Origin of the sequence: Planomonospora sp. ID91781 (assembly GCF_015711595.1) — a bacterium.
GTDB lineage: Bacteria > Actinomycetota > Actinomycetes > Streptosporangiales > Streptosporangiaceae > Planomonospora > Planomonospora parontospora.
In genome coordinates, this window is sequence record NZ_JABTEY010000003.1 from 187,026 (window position 1) to 208,733 (window position 21,708).

Consider the following 21,708-nt stretch of genomic DNA (forward strand, 5'->3'; position numbering starts at 1 on the left):
AAGCTGTGCGGCAGCGCGCGGGGTGGAACGCCGCATCGTCCCATCGGCCGCCGGGACCGCGACCTGAGCCGATCGGCCCGGCTCTCCGCCGCCGGGCCGATCGGACCGGGAGGTCAGCCCATACGCCTCAGCACCCGGGCGGCCGTGCGGGTGAGCACCTCCACCTGGCTCTCGTCGAGTTCCTGGCGGGGCGCGCCGAGGATCCAGGAGGCCGCGTGCCGGGGCTTGAGCAGCGTGACGCCCTCGGCGGTGACCGTGCGCCGGCGCTCGGTGCCGTGCACGAGCTGGCCGCCGTGCACGGCCAGCAGCGGCTCGATCGCGACGGGGACGCCCGACTCCCGGCTGAGCACCCCGGCCAGCGCCTCCGCGGCCTCGACGAGCGCCCTGGCCTCCTTCGACCCGTACTTCTCGCCGAAGAACAGCCGCCCGCCGTACGTGGCGATCTCGGTGTCGGGGTCCCACGCCTCGTTGTCCACGACCCAGACGCCGCCGGGGCCGATGACCAGGTGGTCGATCGAGGCCTGCCCGGGCACGGCCCGGCCGTCGAGCACCCGGTAGCCGTGCCTGCGGAGCCGGCGGCGGAGCAGCCGGGCGGTGACGGTCTCGCCGCGCCGCCTGCCCCGCCAGACCGCGGTCGACCTGAAGGACCACCAGTCCCAGGCCAGGTCGGCGACGGCGACCAGCACGCCGAGCGCCGGCCCGAGCACCACCGGCGACAGGCCGAACCGGTAGGCCAGCGCGATGCCCGCGACCAGACCCCCGGCCGCCTTGAGACCGCGCGCCTTCCAGCGCTCCTTGGCCTCCTCGCGCCAGTTCTTCTCGTACATCACCTGCGGTGACAACCCGTGAACCTGGTCATCGGGCGGTACGTAGATAGATCCGCCAGGCACAACGAACCCCCACAGTTCGAGTGGATGGAAGGGCATGGACCTGCCACGCTGAAGATCCTTGGATAATGAAATACCCAAGTGGGAGCTCCAGGCAGGAGAAGGTGACGCAAGTAACACGGCTTCGTCATCCGGTGGGCACTCTGACCGACCAGTCGGTATGCTTTCTCCACCACGTACAAGGGGAGCACATGGCCCAGGACCAGGAGCCGGTACGGCAGCGGCTGCTCAGCGAGGCCACCCGCCTCTTCGCCGAGCAGGGTTTCGAGAGCACCTCGGTGCAGGAGATCGTCACCGCGGCGGGCGTCACCAAAGGCGCCATGTACCACTATTTCGACTCGAAGGACGACCTGCTCCGTGAGATCTACGGCCGGGTCCTCCGTATGCAGATGGAGCGGCTCGTCCAGTTCGCCGACGGTCCCGGCACCGTGACCGAGCGCCTGTACGGCGCCGCCGCCGACGTCGTGCAGACCTCCGTCGAGAACCTCGACGACTCCAAGATCTTCTTCCGCTCGATGCACCTGCTGGCGCCCGACACCCGCAAGGGCGTGCGAGCCGAGCGCCGCGTCTACCACGAGCGCTTCCGGGACCTGATCCTGGAGGGCCAGCGCGAAGGCGTCTTCCGCACCGACACCCCCGCCGACATCGTCGTCGACTTCTTCTTCGGCTCGGTCCACCACCTCAACACCTGGTACAGCCCGGAGGGACCGATCTCCGGCGCCGCCCTGGGCGCCTACTACGCCGACCTCCTGCTCACCTCGCTCCGGCCCCAGGACCGGCCCGCCGGCTGAGACCGGCCCCAGGACCGGCCTGCGGCCTCGGGGACCTGTTCCACGAGCTCGGACCGGCCCGCGGTCTCCGGACCGGCCCGCGGCCTCCGCAACGACCCGCAAGCCGAGCACCGGCCCGGCGGCCCCGGGGAGGAGGTCCCAGGGCCGTCGGGCCTGCCGGACGATCAGGCGGGAGCGGGCAGGTCCGCCAGCTCGGCCACGGCGTCGCGGTGGGCGCCGGGCGAACCCAGCGCGATCTGCCCCGCCTTGGCGCGCTTGAGATACAGGTGCACCGGGTGTTCCCAGGTCATACCGATGCCCCCGTGCAGCTGCACGCTCTCCTCGGCGACGTGCAGCGCCACCTCCGAGCACCACGCCTTGGCCACCGCCACGGCCAGCTCCGGCGACTCCCCGCCGGGCTCGGCCAGCAGGTCGGCGGCGTTGCGGGCGGCCGCGCGGGCGCGCACCACGTCCAGCCAGAGGTCGGCCATCCGGTGCTTGATCGCCTGGAACGAGCCGATCGGCCGGGCGAACTGGTGGCGCTCCCTGATGTAGGCGAGCGTCGTGTCCAGGCACCACTGCGCCACGCCCAGCTGCTCGGAGGCGAGCAGCCCGGCGCCGAACGCCAGCACCTTCCCCCGCTCGAAGTGCCCGAGCACCTCGCCGGGGGCGCCGTCGAAGGTCACCGTCGCGACGGGCCGGGTCAGGTCCAGCGAGGGCACGACCTCGATCCGGGCGTCCCCGGCCTCCACCTGGTAGAGCGCGCCCGGACCGACCGGGACGAGCAGCACGTCGGCGACGTCCGCGCCCGCGACCGCACGCACCCGCCCGCTCAGCGTGCCGTCCGCGCCGACGGTGACGCCCTCCGGCAGCGACCGGTACGGCGAGGCGGCCAGCGGGACCACCAGCGCCGCCGTGGTCTCACCGGAGGCGAGCTCCTGGATCAGGTCCTCCTCGCCGATCTCCAGCAGCGCCTTCGTCGCCAGCACGGCGCTGGTCAGGAACGGCACCGGCGCGACCGCCCGGCCCAGCTCCTCCAGCACCACCGCGACCTCGCGCGCCGTCGCCCCCGCCCCGCCGAGCGCCTCCGGCACCAGCAGGCCCGCCACCCCGATGTCCCGGGATAGCGTCTTCCACAGCTCCATGTCGTACGGCGCGGCCGACTCGATCCGCGCCAGCACGGCGTCCGGCCCGCAGCGGTCGGCGAGCAGGTCCCGCACGGAGGCCCGGAGCTCCTCCTCGACCTCGGTGTACAGCAGTGTCATCGGTCGCTCACCACTCCTCGCTCACTGCACGGGCCACTCGTACCTCGCGGACCGCTCCGCTCACTCCGTCGGGTTCGCTCCGGGTCATCGGGGGAGGTCCTTCCAGGGCACGTCCTTGTCGACGCGGGGCTCCGACGGCAGGCCGAGCACGCGCTCGGCGACGATGTTGCGCAGGATCTCCGAGGTCCCGCCCTCGATCGAGTTCCCCTTCGCGCGCAGGTAGCGGTATCCGGCGCCGCGGCCGAAGAAGTCCACGCTGTCGGAGCGGCGGAACGACCAGTCGTCGTACTCCAGCCCCTCCTCCCCGCGCAGCTCGACGTCCAGCCCGGACAGCGCCTGGTTGAGCGAGGCGAAGGAGAGCTTCATGCCCGACCCCTCGGGACCGGGCTGCCCCGCCGCGAGCTGCTCGCGCAGCCGGGCCCCGGCCAGCCGGGTCACCTCGGCCTCCACCCAGAGCTTCAGCAGCCGCTGGTGCAGGTCGTGGGTGCGCAGCTCGGGCCGGGACCGCCAGATCTCGGCCACCACGCCGACCATGCCGCCGCCGCGCCGTACCGGGGCCCCGCCGATGGCGACCCGCTCGTTCATCAGGGTCATCTGCGCGACCCGCCAGCCGTCGCCGACCTCGCCGAGGCGCAGATCGTCGCCGAGCCGCACGCCCGTCAGGAAGACCTCGTTGAACTCCGCCTCACCGGTGATCTGCCGCAGCGGCCGGACGTCGACACCGGGCGCGTGCATGTCGCAGACGAAGTACGTCAGCCCCCGGTGCTTGGGCACCTCCGCGTCGGTCCGGGCGACCAGGATCGCCCACCGGGAGTGGTGCGCCCCGGAGGTCCACACCTTCTGCCCGTCCACGACCCACTCGTCGCCGTCGCGGACCGCGCGCGTCGCGAGGGTCGCCAGGTCCGAACCGGCGCCGGGCTCGCTGAAGAGCTGGCACCAGATCTCCTCGCCCGTCCACAGCGGCCGCAGGAAGCGCTTCTTCTGCTCCTCGGTGCCGAACGCCAGGATCGTCGGCGCGGCCATCCCGAGGCCGATCCCCTGGACGCCGGTGTCGAGCTGCGGCGTCCCGGCGAGCACGCGCTCCACCACCTGCTGCAACTCCCGGTGGACGCCCAGGCCGCCCAGGCCTGCGGGGAAGTGCACCCAGGCGAGCCCCGCGTCGAACCGGGCCCGCAGGAACTCCAGGCGGTCACCGCCCGGATCGTGCGCGGCCAGGAACTCCCTGGCCAGCGATTCGACCTCTTCAGCCGTCATCAGCGGTCTCCCATGTGCTTCTTCAGTTCGCGGTGGGCGAGCGAACGCTTGTGCACCTCGTCGGGGCCGTCGGCCAGGCGCAGCGACCTGGCCGCGGCCCAGAGGCCGGCCAGCGGGAAGTCCTGGCTGACGCCGCCGGCTCCGTGGACCTGGATGGCCTTGTCCACGATCCACTCCACCTCGCGCGGAGTGGCGATCTTGATGGCCTGGATCTCGGTGTGGGCGCCCCGGTTCCCCACCGTGTCCATCAGCCAGGCGGTCTTCAGCACCAGCAGCCGGAGCTGCTCGATCTTCACGCGCGACTCGGCGATCCAGTCCTGCACGACGCCCTGCTGGGCGATCGGCTTGCCGAACGCGGTCCGGGCCAGGGCGCGGGCGCACATCAGCTCGACGGCCCGCTCGGCCATCCCGATCAGCCGCATGCAGTGGTGGATCCGGCCCGGCCCGAGACGGGCCTGGGCGATGGCGAAGCCGCCGCCCTCCTCACCGATGAGGTTGGCCACCGGCACCCGCACGTCGGTGAAGTCGATCTCACCGTGCCCGCCGTGGTCGGCGTCGGTGTAACCGAACACGTGCATGCCGCGCCGGACGTGCACGCCCGGGGTGTCCGTGGGGACCAGGACCATCGACTGCTGCCGGTGCGACGACGCCTCGGGGTCGGTCTTGCCCATCACGATGAGGATCCGGCAGTCCGGGTTCATCGCGCCGGAGGCGAACCACTTGCGGCCGTTGATCACGTATTCGCCGCCGTCGCGCGTGATCGACAGCGAGATGTTCGAGGCGTCGGAGGAGGCCACGGCAGGCTCGGTCATCGCGAACGCCGAGCGGATCTCCCCGCGCAGCAGCGGCTCCAGCCACTCCTTGCGCTGCCGCTCGTCGCCGAACTGGGCCAGGACCTCCATGTTGCCGGTGTCCGGGGCGGCGCAGTTGGTGGCGGCGGGCGCGATCCTCGGCGACCGGCCCATGATCTCGGCCAGCGGCGCGTACTGCAGGTTCGTCAGCCCGGCGCCGTGCTCGCCGGGGAGGAAGAGGTTCCACAGGCCGCGCTCACGCGCCTCCGCCTTGAGCCCCTCCAGCAGCGGCGGGACGGTCCAGCCGCTCTCGGCGGCCTGGGCCTCGAAGGCCTCCTCGGCCGGATAAACGCACTCGTCCATGAACGCGAGCAGCCGTTGCCTCAGCTCCTCGGTCCTGGCGTCGAACCCGAAGTCCATCGGTACTCCTCACCTCGTCCCACCGGAGCGTACCGACCGGACGGTATGAGTGTCGACCGTCCCTCCCGAATCCGGGTGGTCTTCCGGGAAAACCCACCAAGTGGACCTTAGGTCCGACCGCTTCCCCCTTCTAGGGTCGTCCGCATGACCGCGACCATGCCCTCTCCCGTCACCCTCGAAGGCACCGCCGTACGGCTGGAACCGCTGACCCCCGCCCACCTCCCCGACCTCTTCGCCGCGGGGGGCGGCGACCCGGAGGTCTGGCGCTGGCTGGGGGTCCCCGTGCCGGGGACCGAGGCGGAGCTGGCGGCGATCGCGCGCCACCTCATCGAGGACGACCGGCACGTGCCGTTCGCGGTGGTCCTCCGGGCGACCGGCCGGGCGACCGGCTGGACCTCCTACATCGACGTGCCGGGGTTCGACCACAGCGTCGAGATCGGCTGGACCTGGTACGGCAGGGCGGTCTGGCGCACCGCGGTGAACACGGAGTGCAAGGTCCTCCTGATCGACCACGCCCTCGGCGCACTCGGGTTCAACCGGGTCCAGCTGAAGACCGACCACCTCAACACCCGCTCCCAGGCCGCCATCCGGCGCCTCGGCTGCGCCTACGAGGGCACCCTGCGCCGCCACCGCCGCCGCCCCGACGGCACCTGGCGCGACACGGTCTACTTCAGCGTGCTCGACCACGAGTGGCCCGCCCACCGCGCCCGGCTGACCGCCCGCCCGGCCGCCGGCCCCGAGACCGCCCGCCCCGCCCGCACCTCCGACCCCCACGCCTCCGGGCCCGACGCCTCCGGGCTCACCGCCGGGGCGCCGGTCGGCGCCTCCTAGGCATCCGGCGCGGAACCGGTCGGCGTTCCTCAGGCGTTCCTCGGGCGTTCCTCAGGCGCGCGGCGCGGAGCCGCCGGACAGCATGCCCGCGAGCAGCTCCCGCACGCCGCGGCGGAGGTCGCCGAGGGTGGGCTCGGCACCGGCCCCGACGATGGCGTCGAACATCACGCCCTCCCCGAAGACGACCAGCTGGCGGCCGTGCCGTACCGGATCGGGAGAGCCCGCGGCGGCGAGCAGGGCGACGGCCGGTTCCCGGAACCGGCCCCCCGCCCGGTCGTAGATCGCCCGGAGCTCGGGGCGGCGGGTCGCCTCCAGGGCCAGCTCGTAGCGGGCCACCGTACGGCGGCGGTCGACGGTGAGCTGCGCCCACAGCACCCGGGCCGTCATCTCCGCGAGCGCGTCCAGGGCGTCCCCGCCGCTCCCGGGCTCTGCACCCTCCCCGCCCGGCAGGCCCCCCCGATCCCCCGGACCACCGGACCCGGGCTCTGCACCCTCCCCGCCCGGCAGGCCCCCCCGATGCCCCGGACCACCGGACCCGGACGGCAGGCCCGGGCCTCCTGGAACAGGCGGCCCGCCCACGGCCCCCGCCATGAACGACGAGAAGAGCTCCACCTCCAGTTCGGTGAGCCGGGCGAGGGCCAGCTCCAGCAGGGCCGAGCGGGTGCGCGCCAGGTTGGACGTGGAACCGGGCGGCAGGCCGGCCGCCTCGTCGACCGCCCGGTGGGTCAGCCCGCGCATCCCGCGCTCGGCCAGCAGGGTGATGGCGGTCTCCGCGACCAGTTCAGCGCGTTGGGACTTCACCCACGGGATACTACATTTGTAGTTGGACTACAGGGGTAGTACTGTTCACTACATCCGTAGTGAAGGAGATGGGCATGGCGCGCGCAGTGGTGGTCGGGGCGGGAATCGGCGGACTGACCGCGGCGGTGGCGCTCCAGCGGCACGGCTGGGACGTCACGGTGCTGGAGCGGGCGGCGTCCCTGGAGCCGGTCGGCTCCGGGCTGGCCGTCGCGGCCAACGCGTTGAAGGCGCTGGACACGATCGGTGTCGGCGACGAGATCCGCGGGCTCTCCGCCGTCCAGGGTGACGGCGGAGTGCGCAGCGCGGACGGCCGCTGGCTGGTGAGGACCAGCGCGGAGGCCGTGACCGCGCAGTACGGAGACTCCGTGGTCCTGCTGCGCCGCGCGCAGCTGGTCGACGCGCTCGTCGCGCGGCTGGCCCCCGGCACCGTACGGCTGGACACCACGGTCACCGGCGTGGACCCGGAGGCCGGCGCGGTGACCGCCGTCACGGCCGGGACGGCGGCTCCGGACCCGCGCGCCGCCCGCGCCGGTCGCGCCACCGGCACCGGCACCGGGCCCCGTCCCGGGACCGGCGGCGCGACCGGCGGGCCGGAGGCCGTCCTGGGGGCAGGGGTCGCGGGCGGCGGGCGGGAGACCGTCCTGGAGGCCGAGCTCGTGGTGGCCGCCGACGGCATCCACTCCCCCGTCCGGGCGGCGCTGTTCCCCGGCCACCCCGGCCCGCGCTACTCCGGGACCACGAGCTGGCGGGTGCTCGTCCCCGCCGAGGGCGTGCCCGGCCAGGCGTCGGAGAGCTGGGGCGCCGGCCGGGTCTTCGGGATCATGCCGCTGGCCGGCGGAACGACCTACTGCTACGCCACCGACACCGTGCCCGCGGGTGGCGGGAACGGTGCGGGCGGCAACGGCGCGGGCCGCGGGGACGACGGCGGGCTCCCGGAACTGCGGCGGCTGTTCGGCGACTGGCACGCCCCGATCCCGGCGCTGCTCGCCGCGGCCTCGCCGCAGGACGTGCTCCGCAACGACGTCCACTACCTGGCGACCCCGCTGCCCGCGATGCACCGGGGCAGGGTGGCGCTGCTGGGGGACGCGGCGCACGCCATGACGCCCAACCTGGGCCAGGGCGCCTGCCAGGCGATCGAGGACGCGGTCGTGCTGGCCCACGTCGCCGGGTCCGGGGAGGGCGCCGCGCCCGACGTCTCCTCCCGGCTGGGCGCCTACACCGCCGCCCGCCTGGAGCGGACCTCGAAGATCGTCGCCCGCTCCGCCGCGATCTGCCGAGCCACCAAGATCCGCAATCCGCTCGCCGTACGGCTGCGCGACACGGCGATGCTGCTCGCCGCGCGGCTCGCACCGGGCCAGGCCGCCGGCGCGGCGGACGACATCTTCGGCTGGCGCCCTCCTACGGCGTGACCTGGACGCTCCCGGAGGCAGGGGTCGGAGTGGGGGCGGCGGGCCCGGGGACCGGCTCGGCCTCCGCCGCGCGGGCCGGAGCGGAATCCTCGGAGGACTCCGGGAAGACGGCGGGGGCGGCTCCCGGGGAGAGCGCCGGGGCCTTGCGGCCGGAGGTCTTGCGGTCGAGGCCCTCGTGGCCGGCACCGTCCCGGTCCGAAGCCGTGTGGCCGGAGGTCCCGCGCTCGGAGGCCTTGTGTTCTGAGGCCTTGTGGTCGGGGGCGAGCCGCCCGAGGGTGAGCGTCCCCCAGACCATGAGCGCGCCGGCCAGGAGCGCCGGGAGCACGTTCGACCAGCCGGAGGGCATCGCCTCGTCCAGCAGGAGCGCTCCGGCGAGGATCGAGGTGATCGGGTCGACCACCTGCACGCCCGCGTAGGCGATGCCGAAGTAACCCACCTCGTAGGACTTCTGCAGCAGCACGACCGCGCAGATGAGCAGCACCGGGACGGCGAGGGTGAACCAGCTGAGCAGGTTGGCCCACTCACCGCCGAAGTTCCCGCCCACCACCCGGACGAAGGTGGAGACGCTGGCCGTCACCGCGCCCGCGGCGACCGAGAGCACCAGCGCCTTGGCCGGGCCGCGCGCCCTCCGCCCGGCCAGATGGGTCACCAGCACGACCAGCCCGATGCAGCCGAGGAAACCGAACGCCTCCCGGCCCGTCATGTGCGGCGTCACCGCGTGCGAGGGCACCAGCAGCAGCAGGCCCAGCAGCCCGACCGCCACCGCGGCCGAGCCGACGATCTCCGCCCGGTGGGCCTTCCTGCCGTGCAGCATCGCCGCGAGCGGCACCGCGAACACCAGCGTCGCCACACTGATCGGCTGCACCGCGACCAGCGGCGCGAAGCTCAGCGCCACCGCGTGCAGGGACGCGCCGGTGAATCCGATGACGCCGCCCAGCCACCAGCGGGGGCGCCTCATCAGCTTGAGCGAGGCGCCCTCCGTGACCGCCTCGAACTGCTGGAGCGCGGCGCCCAGGGCGTAGCCGAGCGCGCCGACGAGAGCGATCGAGATCCCGACCCAGGTCATCGCCACCCGCCCTCGGGGGAAGCCGCGCATGGGTAAAAAAGCGATACTCGGGTCATCCATCCAGCTTAGGGCTCTCGACGGCCTGGTAAGGGCCTCCTCAAGTCCGATCGACCGTCTTCGCCGCCTTCCGGAGGCCTTCCGGCCGGTCCCGGCGGCGCCGCCGGGACCGGCCGGGTCGACCTCGGACGGCGCAGAGGAGCCGTCAACCTCGGACGGCGCAGAGGAGCCGGTCGTGACCGCGCTGCCAGAGACAGCCGACCTCGGTGAAGCCCGCGTCGCGGAGGGCCTCGGCGTGCTGGGAGAGCAGCGGGGACTCCGAACCGTGGTGGTCGGCGCCCGCCGTGGTGCGTGCCGCGTGGAGCTCGGCGAAGGCGGGGTCGGCGGTGACCGCGTCCCACCACTGGCGCCAGTCCTCGGGCCGCCGGCCGGCGAACCTGCGCTCGGCCTCCCGCTCGTGCAGGGTGCGCTCGAGTCGGGCGAGAGCCGGGGTGGCGTCGTCGGTCTCCAGGTGGTCGCCGTTGAGCAGGAGCCCGCCCGGACGCAGCACGGTCGCCAGCTCGCCGTACATCTTCGGCAGGTCCGCCGCGGAGATCCAGTGCAGCGCCGTGGTGCTCACCGCGGCGTCGGCGGGCCGGTCCAGGCCCAGGGAGCCGCTCCAGCCGGGGGTGCGCAGGTCCGCGGAGACGAACCTGAGCCGAGGGTAGGCGGCCCGGCCGAGGCTGAGCAGCAGCGGGTCCGCGTCGACCGAGACCACCGTCGCCCCGGGCAGCCGGTCCAGGAGCCGGGCCGACAGCGAACCCGGCCCGCAGCCGAGGTCGACGACCAGCGGATCGGGACGGCCCAGCGCCTCGACGGCGTCGATCAGCGCGGTGAAGCGCTCCTCCCGGTCGGGCAGGTAGCCCTCCTGCTGGCGGTCCCAGCGCGAGATCCATTCGAGTGCGGCATCGTGGGTGAGCACAATCGACTCCCTGTAACTGTCGTATAAACTGATGACAGTTACAAGCTAGACCCGGAGAGGTAACTGGTCAAGTGGATTTCAACAGTCACGCTGACGCGATCGTCCGGGTGGCGGTGGGCCTGGTCAACGAACTGACCCCGGGAGAGAGACGGGGCCGCGACCTCCCTCCCCCGCACGACCTGGCCGCCGCCGCCACCGAGGGCCTGCGCGCCGGTTACCCCGGCCACCGGGAGGTCACCGAGGAGGAGGCCCGCGAACTCGCCGGGGTCGCGGCACGCCTGCGCGCCGTCTTCGACGCCGTCGCGGCGGAGGACGTCGACGAGGCGGCCCTGCGGGTCAACGCCCTGCTGGAGGAGACCCGCGCCCGGCCGCTGCTCCAGCGGCACGACGGGGAGCCGTGGCACCTGCACTTCCACGGCACCGGGGGCACCGCCGCCGAGGACTGGGCGGCGAGCTGCGCCACCGGGCTGGCGATCGTGCTGGGCAGCGAGTTCCACGACCGCCTCGGCGTGTGCACCGCACCGCACTGCGACCGGGTCTACGTGGACGTCTCCCGCAACGGCACCCGCCGCTTCTGCGGCACCGCGTGCCAGAACCGCGTCAAGACGGCCGCCTTCCGCGCCAGGGGCAGGACCCCCTGAGGGCGCGCCGCCGCGGTTCCCCGCTCATCGGCCGGACAGGCAGGTGAAGAAGCGGCGGATGTCCTCGCCGAGCAGGTCCGGGGCGTCGTGCGCGGCCCAGCGGCCGCCGCGGTCGAACTCGTGCCAGGACACGATGTACCGGTGGTCCCGCTCGGCGAGTCTCCGGACCGGGCGGAAGTCGTGGGCGAAGCTCGCCAGGCCGATCGGGAACGTGGTCGGGTTCGGATACGCCGAGGCGCGGCCGCTCTCGTGGTGGAAGCGGGCCGCGGACGCCGCGGTGCCGGTGAACCAGTAGATCGAGGCGTTGGTCAGCACCGCGTCCGGGCCCACGCCGGCCAGCGACCGGCAGATCCAGGCGAGCTGACCGGCCGGTGAGCCGGCCGGCCCGCGGCGGAGGACCCGCGGTCGCTCCCGCCGAGCCCTGTCGTGGACGGCAGGGCCGGCGAAGGAGTGCGGGAGGTCCTGGTACCCCGTGTCCTCCGGAGGGGGACCCTGCGACTCGGCGGGGTCACCGGAGGGGAAGATCTGGTTGACGTGCACGGCGATCACGTGTTCGGGATCGATCCGGCCGAGCACCGGCGAGATGACCGAGCCCGCGTCGTTCCCGTGCGCGCCGTACCGGTCGTAGCCGAGCCGCCGCATCAGCTCGGCCCAGGCCCGGGCGACGCGCACGGCGTCCCAGCCCTTCCCGCGGGTGCGCCCGGAGAAGCCGGACCCGGGGATGGACGGGATCACCAGGTGGAAATCGCGTGACAGCGGCTCGACCAGGGCCAGGTACTCCACGAAGGTGCTGGGCCAGCCGTGCGTGAGGATGAGCGGCGTCGCCGCGGGGTCCGCCGAGCGCACGTGCACGAAGTGGACGGTCTGGCCGTCGATGACGGTCGTGAACTGCGGATAGGAGTTCAGTCTCGCCTCCTGCGCCCGCCAGTCGAAGGAGTCGCGCCAGCGCTCGGCGAGGTCCCGCACGTACGCCGACGGCACGCCGTACCACCGGTCCGGCCGCACGGGGCCGGACGCCGGCCGGTCAGCCGGCTCCGCGGGCGGCGGTTCATCCGTCCAGCGGGTGCGGGCCAAGCGGTCGCGTAGATCGTTGACGGCGGCTTCCGGGATCGCGATCCGGAACGGCCTGATGTCCTCTGCCATGCCTCCACGATCCGGGATCGGACCGGCATGACGGCAGTGCCTGGCGCACCGGTCCAGCTGCCCATCGCATGACACCAACCTGCAAAATGCACATAATCATGGGTTCCGCAGGTGATCGGGGGCTGGATGAGCAGGTTCGGCTGGACGCTCGTCCTCGCCATGGTGTGCGCCCTCGCCGTCGCCCGTGTGGGGGACTTCCTGCGCGAGCCCCTCCCCGCCCGGGACACCGCGCTCGGTGTCGCCGCCATCGCGGCGGTCGCGGCCCTCCACGTGGTGATCGTCATGCGGCCGTGGCGGCCGCACCTCCTGCTGGCGGCCCAGGCGTTCCTGGTCTTCGCACCGTACCTCGCGCTCGGGAGAGCGTGGGGCCCCCTCTCCGGATTCCTGGGCGCGGCGATCCTGCTGACCGTGCCCGCCCCGCTGTCCTGGCCGCTGTTCGCGCTCACCGCGGCCGCCGACACCGCCATCGACGCCTACCGCGGCTCCGATCCGCTCTCCGTGGCGGGCATCGCGATCGTCGTCCTCAACACCGGTCTCGGCATGTTCGCCGTCACCCACCTGGCCAGACGGCTCGACCAGGCGACCGGGCAGCGCGAACGACTCGCCGCGCTCGCCGCCGAGCGGGAGCGGCTGGAGAGCACGGCCCGGCTGCGCGGCACGCTCGGAACCGAACTGTCCAGGATCATCCAGCTGATCCGCGGCGGCCTGACCGCGCCGACCACGGAGCGGCTGGCCCGCGTGGCCGACCTCGGCCGTACGGCGCTGGCCACCGCACGCACGATCGCCGACGCCCAGCGCGTGGTGGTGCCGGCCGTGCCGCCGGCGCCGGACGCCGACCGGACGGCGCGGATCCGGCCCCGCCTCGCCTGGTGGTTCCTGGTCCTCATACTGGCCGACCACTCGGCCATCACCGTGATCAGCCTCGCCCTGGAGCCCCGGACGGAGGCGGGCGTCTGGGCGCTGGCCGGCTCGTTGACGGCGGTCTCGGTGGGGCTGCAGCTGTATCACGGGGCTCCCCGCGCGCCCGGCCCCGAGCCGCGGGCCTGGCCGTGGACCCTCACCCTGCACGGGATCGTCGTGGTCATCGCCACGGCGATCCCGTTCTGGTCGCCGCAGTCCGTCCTGGCCCCGCTCCTCCCCGTGGCCGGCGCCGCCGTCGTCCGGCTGCGCCGCCTCTGGGCATGGGCGATCCCCCCGCTCTTCGCCCTCATGCCGGCTCTCGTCTCCGACCGGCACTGGACCGGTGCCGGCGACTACGTCTACTGGAACGCGGGCGTCATCGTCATCACCATCCAGGTGTACGCCCTGTGCCGCATCCCCGAAGTGACCCGCGAGCTCGAGGAGACCAGCGGCGACGCGGCCCGTGTCGCGGCCGTCACCGAACGCCTGCGCCTGGCCCGCGACCTCCACGATCTGCTCGGCATGAGCCTGTCGGGGATCAGCCTCAAGGCCGAACTCGCCGCCCGCCTGCTGCCGACGGACCCCGATCGCGCCCGGCGCGAACTCTCGGAACTGCTCGTCCTGGCCGAACGCGCCCGCGACGAGGGCCGCTCCCTCACCGCCGAGCTCTCCCTGCCGGAGGAGATCGAGGCCGCCCGCTCGATCCTGGAGGCCGCGGGCCTGCACGTCACCGTCTCGACGTCCGGACCGCCCCCTGACGCCCCGCTCCTGGCCGTCGCCCTCCGCGAGGCGGTGACCAACGTCATCCGCCACTCCACCGCGAGCACCTGCCGCATCTCCGTGGTCTCGATCCCCGGCGGGGTACGGCTGCGCGTCACCAACGACGGCCTCGCACCGGCCGTACCGCAAGGCCCGGGAACCGGGCCGACGACCGCGCCGGAACGCCGGGGGACCGGGCTGGCCGGCCTCACCGAGCGCATCACCCGGGCGGGCGGGCGGCTGGACGCCGGTCAGCGCGACGGCACGTTCACGCTCACAGCCAGCCTGCCGCGGTAGCGATGCGGACCGCGTCCACCCGGTTGCGCGCTCCCAGCTTGGTCACCGCCGAAGCGAGGTAGTTCCGTACGGTGCCATAGCTCAGGTGGAGCTGCGCGGACACCTCGCGCGGTGTCGCACCGGACGCGGTCAGGCGCAGCACGTCGGCCTCCCGAGCGGTCAGCGGGCTGCCCGCCACGTCCAGCGCCGCGTAGGCGAGCTGCGGGTCGATCACCCGCCCGCCCGCGGCCACGGTACGGATCGCGTCGGTCAGATCCTGCGGCCGGGAGTCCTTCACCATGAAGCCCGCCACCTGAGCGGCGATCCCCCGGCGCAGGTTCCCCGGCCGTCCCACCGCGGTCAGGATCAGCGTCCTGCAGTCCGGGAGCCTGTCGCGCAGCTCCGCCGCCGCCTGGAGACCGTCCACCCCGGGCAGCTCGATGTCGATCACGGCGACGTCCGGCCGGTGCTCCAGCGCGGCGGGGACGATGCGGTCACCGGACCCGACCGCGGCCACGACCGCCATGTCGCTCTCCAGCTCCAGCAGGCCGCACAGCGCCTCACGCAGGATCCGCATGTCCTCAGCGATGAGCACCCGGATCATCCGCACCTCACCGCTCGGATCGCACTCGGCAGCCGCACCCGCCGCAGCCTATCGACCTACGGTCCCGTACCGGCCGACCGGCCCACGTCCGCCGTCCGGCGAGCCCCCGGCGGCCGGGGGTGACGTCGCCGAACGGCGGGCCCGGTCCGTGACCGGCCCCCAGGTCACGGACCGGGCCCGGCCGGGTCAGTCGCGGGCCGGGCAGACGCAGAACAGGTGCCCCTCGGGGTCGGCGAGCACCGTCCAGTTCTCCCCGCCGGGCTGGAAGTCCGGCCTGCTCGCGCCGAGCTCCACGTACTCCGCGACCGCCCGGTCCACGTCCGGGACGCGCACGTCCAGGTGGAACTGCTTGTCCGGGCCGGGCCAGGCGGCGGGCCTGCGCTCGGTGTTCTTCTGGAAGTAGATCGTCATGGTGCCGTCACCGATGCCGGCGTACTCGTCCTCGGCGTACTGGACCTCGTAGCCGAACACGGCGGCGTAGAAGTCGGCGAGCCGCTTGGGCTCGGCGCAGTCGAGGGTGACGGCGAGGAACTTGGCTTTCGTGGTCATGAGGGCCATCGTGGCGGCCGTACCTGTCAGATCATGTCAGGTACGGCGAAGATCTTCGCCGCCCCCACGGCGGGACCGGCTCGTGACCCGCTACGGCAGGACCAGCTCGTGGACCTTGACCGCCATCGGACCGGCCGGGTCGTAGACGACCTTCACCGGGATCCTGCCCTTGCGGAGCCGGTCGTACAGGTGGATCGGGTCGCAGCGCCTGGTGCCCAGCTCGTACCTGCTGCGGGTGTCGTACGGATGTCCCGCCGGGGGCCTGCCGCACTTCTTGTTCACCTGGCGGAAGTCGAGCCCCTCGGTGTAGTCGATCCGGACGGGGGCGCCCCTCCGCCTGCCGATGTACCAGCCGCCGTTCTCGCCCTCGCCGTGGCCGTAGCGCCTGACCCGGTGCGGGGTGACGATCATGGCGGAGTTCCCGGACCTCCTCGCCCAGCCGTACACCGTCTTCAGACCGGACTCCCGCTCGGCGGCCGGCGCGGACGCCGCCGGGGCCGAGGCGGGTGCGGCGGCCAGGGCGGGCGCCGCGGAGGCGAGCAGGAGGGCGGCGGCGAGGGCCGCGGTGGCCGAGGTCTTGTTCACGTCTTCTCCGATCGTGGGATCGGGATCATCCTGGCACGGGAAACGCCCTGCACAGAGGGGGTGATCCCGTGATTCATCCCATGCCGGAACGGAACAACCTTCTACCGGAAAAGCGCGTCACAGGATTCTCCGGACCTCGGCGCTCCCGGTCGCGGGCGGCCCGCGGGAACCGCAGGGGCCCTACGAGTCCGCCCGGGCGGCGGCCCGGTCCCCGGCCGTCTCCGCGACCGGCGGGTCCTGCCGCTCGGCGGAGGCCTCCCCGGATCCGGACGGCTCCGGATCCGGCTCCCCGCCGGTCGCCGGGAGGGCGATGACGAAGCGCGTCCCCCCGGTGTATCCGGTGTCGAGCCAGATCCTCCCCCGGTGGTGCTCGACGATCTTCCGGCAGATCGCCAGGCCGATGCCCGTCCCCTCGTAGGCGTCCCGGTTGTGCAACCGCTGGAAGATGACGAAGATCTTGTCGGCGAACCGGGCGTCGATGCCGATGCCGTTGTCCGTCACGGTGATCAGCCACTCCCCGTCCTCGCGCCGCGCCTCGACCCGGACCACGGGCGCGCGGTCGGGGTGGCGGAACTTCAGCGCGTTGCCCAGCAGGTTCTGCCAGAGCATCACGAACTGGGACCGGTCACCGGTCACCTCGGGCAGGGGGCCGAGCTCGATCTCGCCCCCGGACTCCTCCACCGCCGCGGTGAGGTTGCGCAGCGCCGAGGCGATCGTCTCCTCCAGGCCGAACGTCACCGGCTCCCGGGTGATCCGGCCCACCCGGGAGAAGGTGAGCAGTTCGTTGATGAGCACCTGCATGCGCTTGGCGCCGTCCACCGCGAAGGCGATGTACTGCTTGGCCCGGTCGTCCAGCTGCTCGCCGTACCGCTGCTCCAGCATCTGGGTGAAGCTGGCCACCTTGCGCAGCGGCTCCTGCAGGTCGTGGCTGGCGACGTAGGCGAACTGCTCCAGCTCGGCGTTCGAGCGCCGCAGCTCGGTGGTCTGCTCCTCCAGCAGCAGCCGGGCCCGGCGGCTCTCCTCCAGCTCGGCCACGATCCGCTCGCGCATCGCCTCCATGTCGCGGGACAGCGCCGCGATGTCGGCCGGGCCGCCGGTGTCGACGTGGTGCTCGAAGTCACCGCCGGTGACCCGGCGCGAGGCGGCGCTCAGCCGGTCCAGCGGGCGGAACACCACCACGCGCAGCAGCACCGCCACCGCGATGATCGCGAACAGCAGGACCGTGAGGATGCCGAGGAAGGCGGCGTCGCGGAGCAGCCGCGCGTCGCCCAGGTTGGCGCGCGCGTCGTCCCGCGACCGCGTCCAGGCGTCGTTCTGCGCGTCCAGCGCGGCGCGCACGGTCTCGAAGGACTGCCTGCTCGCCTCCGCCTGCGCCGTGCTCACCTTCTCCGCGCCCTCGTCCCGGGTCCGCTCGATCATCGGCTCGGCGTGCCGGGTCCGCCACAGCCCGATGAGGCGCTCCACCTCGTCCAGCTCGCGCAGCGGCCGCCCCTGCCGGATGAGCCGCCTGATCTCGCCCACCGACTCCCGCTCGGCCTCCAGGCCGGCGGTGTACGGCTCCAGGAACTCCTCCCTGCCGGTGAGGACGAAGCCCCGGACTCCGGTCTCCTGGTTCAGCAGGGCGGTCTTCAGCCGCTCCGACTCGACCCGGGCCGGGGAGATCTGGTCCACCAGCCGGTTGGACACCTGCGCGGTGTTGCGCAGGGCGGTGGCCCCCGTCACCGCGGACCCGGCGAGCAGGAAGGCCATGGCCAGGAGCACGACGTTGACCCATCCCTGCGCGCTCCAGCGGCCCGCCCGGGCCCTCGCGGGGGACGGTGCGGCCTTCTCCTCAGCGGTCATCGCCCTCTCACCTTCCGGCGGTACGGCCCCGCGGAGCGCGGGGCCCGGTGCCACTGCCCCGCGCGGAGCGGGACTCACAGCGGGGACAAGATACCGGTACGGGGCCCCGGACCCGGCCCGGAGTCCGGCGGCCGGGCGGCCCGGATCCGCTCCGGTTCCGCGACGCCTCACCGGCGGACGCGACGCCTCACCGGCAGAGAGGAACGCGATCCGGGGAGCGGGCACCGGCGGACGGGAACGCGATCCGGGGAGCGGGCGTTGGAGGGAACGTGGCGTCGATAAAGCAGTTCGTCAGGCGGTTCCTGGAGCGTCCCGGTTCGATCGACCTGACCCCCTTCGAACGGACGGTGGCGGCCTCCCGGGCCCACGAGGAGCGCCTGCGGGCCCTCCCGGAGCTGCCCGAGCCCCGGGTGGACGACCCGGCCGCCTTCTGCGCCCTGCTCCGGGAGGCCGCCGACCGGTCGCTGGGGCTGCGCCCGTACGACGTGCAGCTCGTCGGCACGCTGGCCCTGCTCTCCGGCAACGTCGCGGAGATGGCCACCGGCGAGGGCAAGACCCTCTCCGGGGCGATGGCCGCCGCCGGATACGCGCTGCAGGGCAGGCGGGTCCACGTGATCTCCGTCAACGACTACCTGGCCAGGCGCGACGCCGAGTGGATGGGCCCGCTGTACGACGCGCTGGGCGTCACGGTCGGCTGGATCGACCAGAACTCCACGCCCGAGGAGCGCCGCGAGGCCTACGCCAGGGACGTGACCTACGGCTCGGTCAGCGAGATCGGCTTCGACGTGCTGCGCGACCGGCTCCGCACCGATGTCGCCGAGCTGGTCGTGCCCGAGCCGCAGGTCGCGCTGGTCGACGAGGCCGACTCGGTGCTGGTGGACGAGGCCCGGGTGCCGCTGGTGCTGGCCGGGGCCGCCGATCCGGGCGACGCGGTGCCGGAGATGGCCGCGCTGGTCCGGCAGCTCGTCAAGGGCTACCACTACGAGATCGACGACCAGGCCCGCAACGTCCACCTGACCCCCAAGGGCATCGACACGGTCGAGAACGCCCTGGGCGTCGAGCTCTACGACACCCCCGGGACCCTGGCCGAGGTCAGCCTCGCGCTGCACGCCCACGCCCTGCTCACCAAGGACGTCGACTACATCGTCCGCGACGGCCGGGTCCATCTGATCAACCCGTCGCGGGGCCGGGTGGCGCTGCTGCAGCGCTGGCCGGACGGCCTGCAGGCGGCGGTCGAGGCCAAGGAGGCGCTGCCCGCCTCCGAGACCGGCGAGATCCTCGACTCGATCACCGTCCAGGGGCTGATCACCCGCTATCCCGTCAAGTGCGGGATGACCGGCACCGCCGTGGCCGTCGGCGAGCAGCTCCGCGAGTTCTACGGCCTCGAGGTGGCCGTCGTCCCGCCCAACCGGCCGCTGGTCCGCGCGGACGAGCCGGACCGCCTGTTCGAGCACGCCCTGGAGCGGGACCGGGCGCTGGCCGACGAGATCGCCGAGGCGCACGCGACCGGCAGGCCGGTCCTCATCGGCACCCTGGACGTGGCGGAGTCCGAGCGGCTCGCGCTGACCCTGGCCGGCCGCGGCCTGGAGTGCGTGGTCCTCAACGCCAAGAACGACGCCGAGGAGGCCTCGATCATCGCGGCGGCCGGGGAGCGCGGCGCGATCACGGTCTCCACCCAGATGGCCGGGCGCGGCACCGACATCCGCCTCGGCGAGGGGGTCGACGCGCTGGGCGGGCTGTACGTCATCGGCTCGGGGCGGCACGCCGCCAGCCGCTTGGACGACCAGCTCCGCGGCCGCGCCGGCCGGCAGGGCGACCCCGGCGGCTCGGTCTTCTTCGTCAGCGGCGAGGACGACCTGATCGCCCGTTACGTCGCCGACGAGTACACCGGCGGGGTGCCCTCCCAGCGGCTCGTCGCGCACGCCCAGCGCGTTGCCGAGGGCGTCAACATGGAGATCCACCGCAACACCTGGCGTTACACGCGCCTGCTGGAGCGGCAGCGCGAGGAGGTCCTGGAACGGCGGGACAAGGTCCTGCGCGGGCGTACGGCCTCCGAGGCCCTGGCCGCGGCCGCCCCCGAGCGCTGGGCCGAGGTGTTGGAGAGCCTGAGGACCGGGACCGGGACCGGGGCCGGAGCCGGAGCCGACCGGAGGGACGGGAGCGACGGGACCGACGGGGGCGGGAGCGGCACCGGTCCCGACGAGAACGGGACCGGCGCGGGGCCCGGCGCCGAGGGGGCCGCGGACGTGCTGCACGAGGCGGCCCGGCAGATCGTGCTGTTCCACCTCGACCGCTGCTGGGCCGAGCACCTGGCCTACCTCGGTGAGGTCCGCGAGGGCATCCACCTGCGCGTCCTCGGCCGGGCCAATCCGATCGACGAGTTCCACAAGGAGGCCGTCGGCGCCTACCGGCGCATGCTGGCCGAGGTGGAATCCCGCTCGGTCGCCGCCTTCGAGGCCGCCGAGATCACCGCCGACGGCCTCGACCTGGAGGGCGCGGGCCTCAAGCGCCCCACCGCCACCTGGACCTACCTCGTCCAGGACAACCCCTTCGGCACCGAGCTGGAGCGCATCACCAGCCGGCTGGCCCGCGGGTCCAGGCGCCGCTGACGGCCGCCCGCCCCCGGCGGGTCACCCGTCCCCGCCGGGTCACCCGCCGGGCCGCCCGCCACCAGGCCGTCCCCGGCGGGTCACCCGCCGGACCGGCCGCCGCCGTCGAGGGAGGCCGCGGCGGCCAGGGCCGCGCGGATCTCGGCCGCCGGATCACCCTCGTGGTAGACGCGCTCGCTCGTCTCGATGCCGTCCAGGAACTCCTGGTAGCGCACCGCGTACGCCAGGCGCGCGAAGGGGCCCGCCAGGGCCAGCGCCCTGGCCGGGTCGGAGCCGGGGACCAGCGCCGCCCAGGCCGCGGTCCACGCGCCGGTCACCTCGTGGCGGCGGCCGGCGGGCAGGAACTCGCACGTCCGCAGCGCGTCCAGCGCGGGGTGGCCGAAATGGCAGTCGGCGAAGTCGACGGCGGCCGTGCGCCGCCCGTCCGACCGCCAGTTGCCGGGATGGAAGTCGGCGTGCACCAGGGTGTGCGGCAGGCCGCACTCCTCCAGCGCGGCGGCCGGCCCGGGCAGCCCGTCGGCCAGCCGTCGCGCCGCCGACAGCTCGGCGGCGGACAGGCCGGTCGCGGCCTCGCCGTCCAGGAGCCCGTGCGCCAGCTCCGCCAGGGCCCGCGGGGTGCGGTCCGGCAGGCCGTCCGGGATCCCGTCCCGGCGCCGCGCGACCGCCGCCTGCGCCGCGGCCCAGCGCCCGGTCATCGCGCGGACGGTCTCCGCCGGGGCCTCCCAGCAGTCCTCGCCGGGCAGGTGGTCGAGGATCACCCGGCGGCGGCGGGCGTCGGACGCCACGACGGCGGGGACGATCTCCGGATCCACCGCCGCGAGCGCCTCCATCGCGTCCGCCTCCCACGTCGCGAAGCCGGGTGTCTCCTTCAGCCAGACCGGGCCCTGCGCGGTGGGGATGCGGAACAGTCCCGACAGGTTCCAGGTCTTCACCTGCCGCACGGGTCCGCTCACCGGGCGGCCCGCCGCGCGCAGCGCCTCCCGGGCCCACTCCAGGGACTCCCGGAGGCCGGACGCGGTGGCCCACCCGGCCCGGCGGGCGGCGGGCCGCAGCAGCCCGGCCGCGCCGGCGGGCGGCGGGCCGAGCAGTCCGTCGCGGGGGCGGCCGAAGGCCTCGGCGTGGTAGGTCACGTGCCCGTCCCTGGCGCCGTCCCCGCCCCGCACGTCCACCAGCCGCAGCACCATGACGGGCACGCCGAGCACCTCCGTCAGGTGGTCGGCGACCGGCCCGGCGTCCGCCCACCAGGGGGTCGCCACCGGGAACGGCCCGAGGCTCCCCAGGCACTCGCCCTCCGACGTCACCACCGCGCCGGCCGTACGGCCCCGCTCTCTTCCCATCGGGCCAGTCT

General features: G+C 74.0%; 19 protein-coding genes. 6 read left to right on the forward strand and 13 right to left on the reverse strand.

The window, feature by feature from the left end:
• Positions 1–113: 113 nt before the first annotated feature.
• Positions 114–842: a nuclease-related domain-containing protein gene (locus tag HS048_RS31205; protein ID WP_230882388.1), complete on the reverse strand. Its 729-nt coding sequence runs from the start codon at positions 840–842 to the stop codon at positions 114–116.
• Positions 843–1,078: 236 nt separating this feature from the next.
• Between HS048_RS31205 and HS048_RS31210 the strand changes: the two genes are divergently transcribed.
• On the forward strand, positions 1,079–1,678 hold the full coding sequence (locus tag HS048_RS31210; protein ID WP_068903316.1) for a TetR/AcrR family transcriptional regulator: 600 nt from the start codon (positions 1,079–1,081) through the stop codon (positions 1,676–1,678).
• A gap of 164 nt (positions 1,679–1,842) precedes the next feature.
• Here HS048_RS31210 and HS048_RS31215 read toward each other — a convergent pair whose 3' ends face one another.
• The 3 genes from HS048_RS31215 to HS048_RS31225 form a co-directional block, all read right to left on the reverse strand.
• Positions 1,843–2,922 carry an acyl-CoA dehydrogenase family protein gene (locus HS048_RS31215; RefSeq protein WP_196469652.1) on the reverse strand — a complete coding sequence of 360 codons (1,080 nt, stop codon included), beginning with the start codon at positions 2,920–2,922 and terminating at the stop codon, positions 1,843–1,845.
• An 84-nt stretch (positions 2,923–3,006) separates the two neighbouring features.
• A complete protein-coding gene (locus HS048_RS31220) occupies positions 3,007–4,176 on the reverse strand; it encodes an acyl-CoA dehydrogenase family protein (protein ID WP_196469653.1) in 1,170 nt (389 codons plus the stop codon).
• A complete protein-coding gene (locus HS048_RS31225) occupies positions 4,176–5,387 on the reverse strand; it encodes an acyl-CoA dehydrogenase family protein (RefSeq protein ID WP_196469654.1) in 1,212 nt (403 codons plus the stop codon). The genes HS048_RS31220 and HS048_RS31225 overlap by 1 nt, the downstream gene beginning before the upstream one ends.
• 144 nt (positions 5,388–5,531) lie before the next feature.
• On the opposite strand from HS048_RS31225, the gene HS048_RS38600 reads away from it, so the two are divergent.
• Positions 5,532–6,218 carry a GNAT family N-acetyltransferase gene (locus HS048_RS38600; protein ID WP_196469655.1) on the forward strand — a complete coding sequence of 229 codons (687 nt, stop codon included), beginning with the start codon at positions 5,532–5,534 and terminating at the stop codon, positions 6,216–6,218.
• A 51-nt stretch (positions 6,219–6,269) separates the two neighbouring features.
• Here the strand turns inward: HS048_RS38600 and HS048_RS31235 are convergent, their stop codons facing one another.
• Positions 6,270–7,019 (reverse strand): TetR/AcrR family transcriptional regulator, encoded by a 750-nt coding sequence (locus HS048_RS31235; RefSeq protein ID WP_196469656.1) that lies wholly within the window; start codon positions 7,017–7,019, stop codon positions 6,270–6,272.
• A gap of 74 nt (positions 7,020–7,093) precedes the next feature.
• Here HS048_RS31235 and HS048_RS31240 point away from each other — a divergent pair, with 74 nt between their 5' ends.
• Complete coding sequence (locus tag HS048_RS31240; protein ID WP_196469657.1) at positions 7,094–8,428, forward strand: FAD-dependent monooxygenase; 1,335 nt, start codon at positions 7,094–7,096, stop codon at positions 8,426–8,428.
• Here HS048_RS31240 and HS048_RS31245 read toward each other — a convergent pair.
• Both HS048_RS31245 and HS048_RS31250 read right to left on the reverse strand, forming a co-directional pair.
• Complete coding sequence (locus tag HS048_RS31245; protein ID WP_230882389.1) at positions 8,418–9,494, reverse strand: DMT family transporter; 1,077 nt, start codon at positions 9,492–9,494, stop codon at positions 8,418–8,420. The genes HS048_RS31240 and HS048_RS31245 overlap by 11 nt on opposite strands.
• 202 nt (positions 9,495–9,696) lie before the next feature.
• Complete coding sequence (locus HS048_RS31250; protein ID WP_196469658.1) at positions 9,697–10,452, reverse strand: trans-aconitate 2-methyltransferase; 756 nt, start codon at positions 10,450–10,452, stop codon at positions 9,697–9,699.
• Positions 10,453–10,523: 71 nt separating this feature from the next.
• Here HS048_RS31250 and HS048_RS31255 point away from each other — a divergent pair, with 71 nt between their 5' ends.
• Positions 10,524–11,093: a CGNR zinc finger domain-containing protein gene (locus tag HS048_RS31255; protein WP_196469659.1), complete on the forward strand. Its 570-nt coding sequence runs from the start codon at positions 10,524–10,526 to the stop codon at positions 11,091–11,093.
• A 24-nt stretch (positions 11,094–11,117) separates the two neighbouring features.
• Here the strand turns inward: HS048_RS31255 and HS048_RS31260 are convergent, their stop codons facing one another.
• Positions 11,118–12,236 (reverse strand): epoxide hydrolase family protein, encoded by a 1,119-nt coding sequence (locus HS048_RS31260; RefSeq protein WP_196469660.1) that lies wholly within the window; start codon positions 12,234–12,236, stop codon positions 11,118–11,120.
• Positions 12,237–12,362: 126 nt separating this feature from the next.
• On the opposite strand from HS048_RS31260, the gene HS048_RS31265 reads away from it, so the two are divergent.
• Positions 12,363–14,192, forward strand: coding sequence for a sensor histidine kinase (locus HS048_RS31265; RefSeq protein ID WP_196469661.1), 1,830 nt, complete (start codon positions 12,363–12,365; stop codon positions 14,190–14,192).
• Here the strand turns inward: HS048_RS31265 and HS048_RS31270 are convergent.
• From HS048_RS31270 to HS048_RS31285, 4 genes are all read right to left on the reverse strand, one after another.
• Positions 14,170–14,775: a DNA-binding response regulator gene (locus HS048_RS31270; protein WP_196469662.1), complete on the reverse strand. Its 606-nt coding sequence runs from the start codon at positions 14,773–14,775 to the stop codon at positions 14,170–14,172. The two genes, HS048_RS31265 and HS048_RS31270, sit on opposite strands and share 23 nt — an antisense overlap.
• Positions 14,776–14,961: 186 nt before the next feature.
• The gene (locus HS048_RS31275) at positions 14,962–15,324 is read right to left on the reverse strand and encodes a VOC family protein (protein WP_189237818.1); all 363 of its coding nucleotides are present in this window, start codon (positions 15,322–15,324) and stop codon (positions 14,962–14,964) included.
• A 90-nt stretch (positions 15,325–15,414) separates the two neighbouring features.
• The gene (locus HS048_RS31280) at positions 15,415–15,909 is read right to left on the reverse strand and encodes a hypothetical protein (protein WP_196469663.1); all 495 of its coding nucleotides are present in this window, start codon (positions 15,907–15,909) and stop codon (positions 15,415–15,417) included.
• A gap of 180 nt (positions 15,910–16,089) precedes the next feature.
• Positions 16,090–17,751 carry an ATP-binding protein gene (locus tag HS048_RS31285; protein ID WP_196469664.1) on the reverse strand — a complete coding sequence of 554 codons (1,662 nt, stop codon included), beginning with the start codon at positions 17,749–17,751 and terminating at the stop codon, positions 16,090–16,092.
• Between the two features lie 278 nt (positions 17,752–18,029).
• Here HS048_RS31285 and secA2 point away from each other — a divergent pair, with 278 nt between their 5' ends.
• On the forward strand, positions 18,030–20,360 hold the full coding sequence (gene secA2 / locus HS048_RS31290) for an accessory Sec system translocase SecA2 (RefSeq protein WP_307832742.1): 2,331 nt from the start codon (positions 18,030–18,032) through the stop codon (positions 20,358–20,360).
• 80 nt (positions 20,361–20,440) lie between these two features.
• Here secA2 and HS048_RS31295 read toward each other — a convergent pair whose 3' ends face one another.
• Positions 20,441–21,697 carry an aminoglycoside phosphotransferase family protein gene (locus tag HS048_RS31295; protein ID WP_196469666.1) on the reverse strand — a complete coding sequence of 419 codons (1,257 nt, stop codon included), beginning with the start codon at positions 21,695–21,697 and terminating at the stop codon, positions 20,441–20,443.
• Between the last annotated feature and the right edge of the window lie 11 nt (positions 21,698–21,708).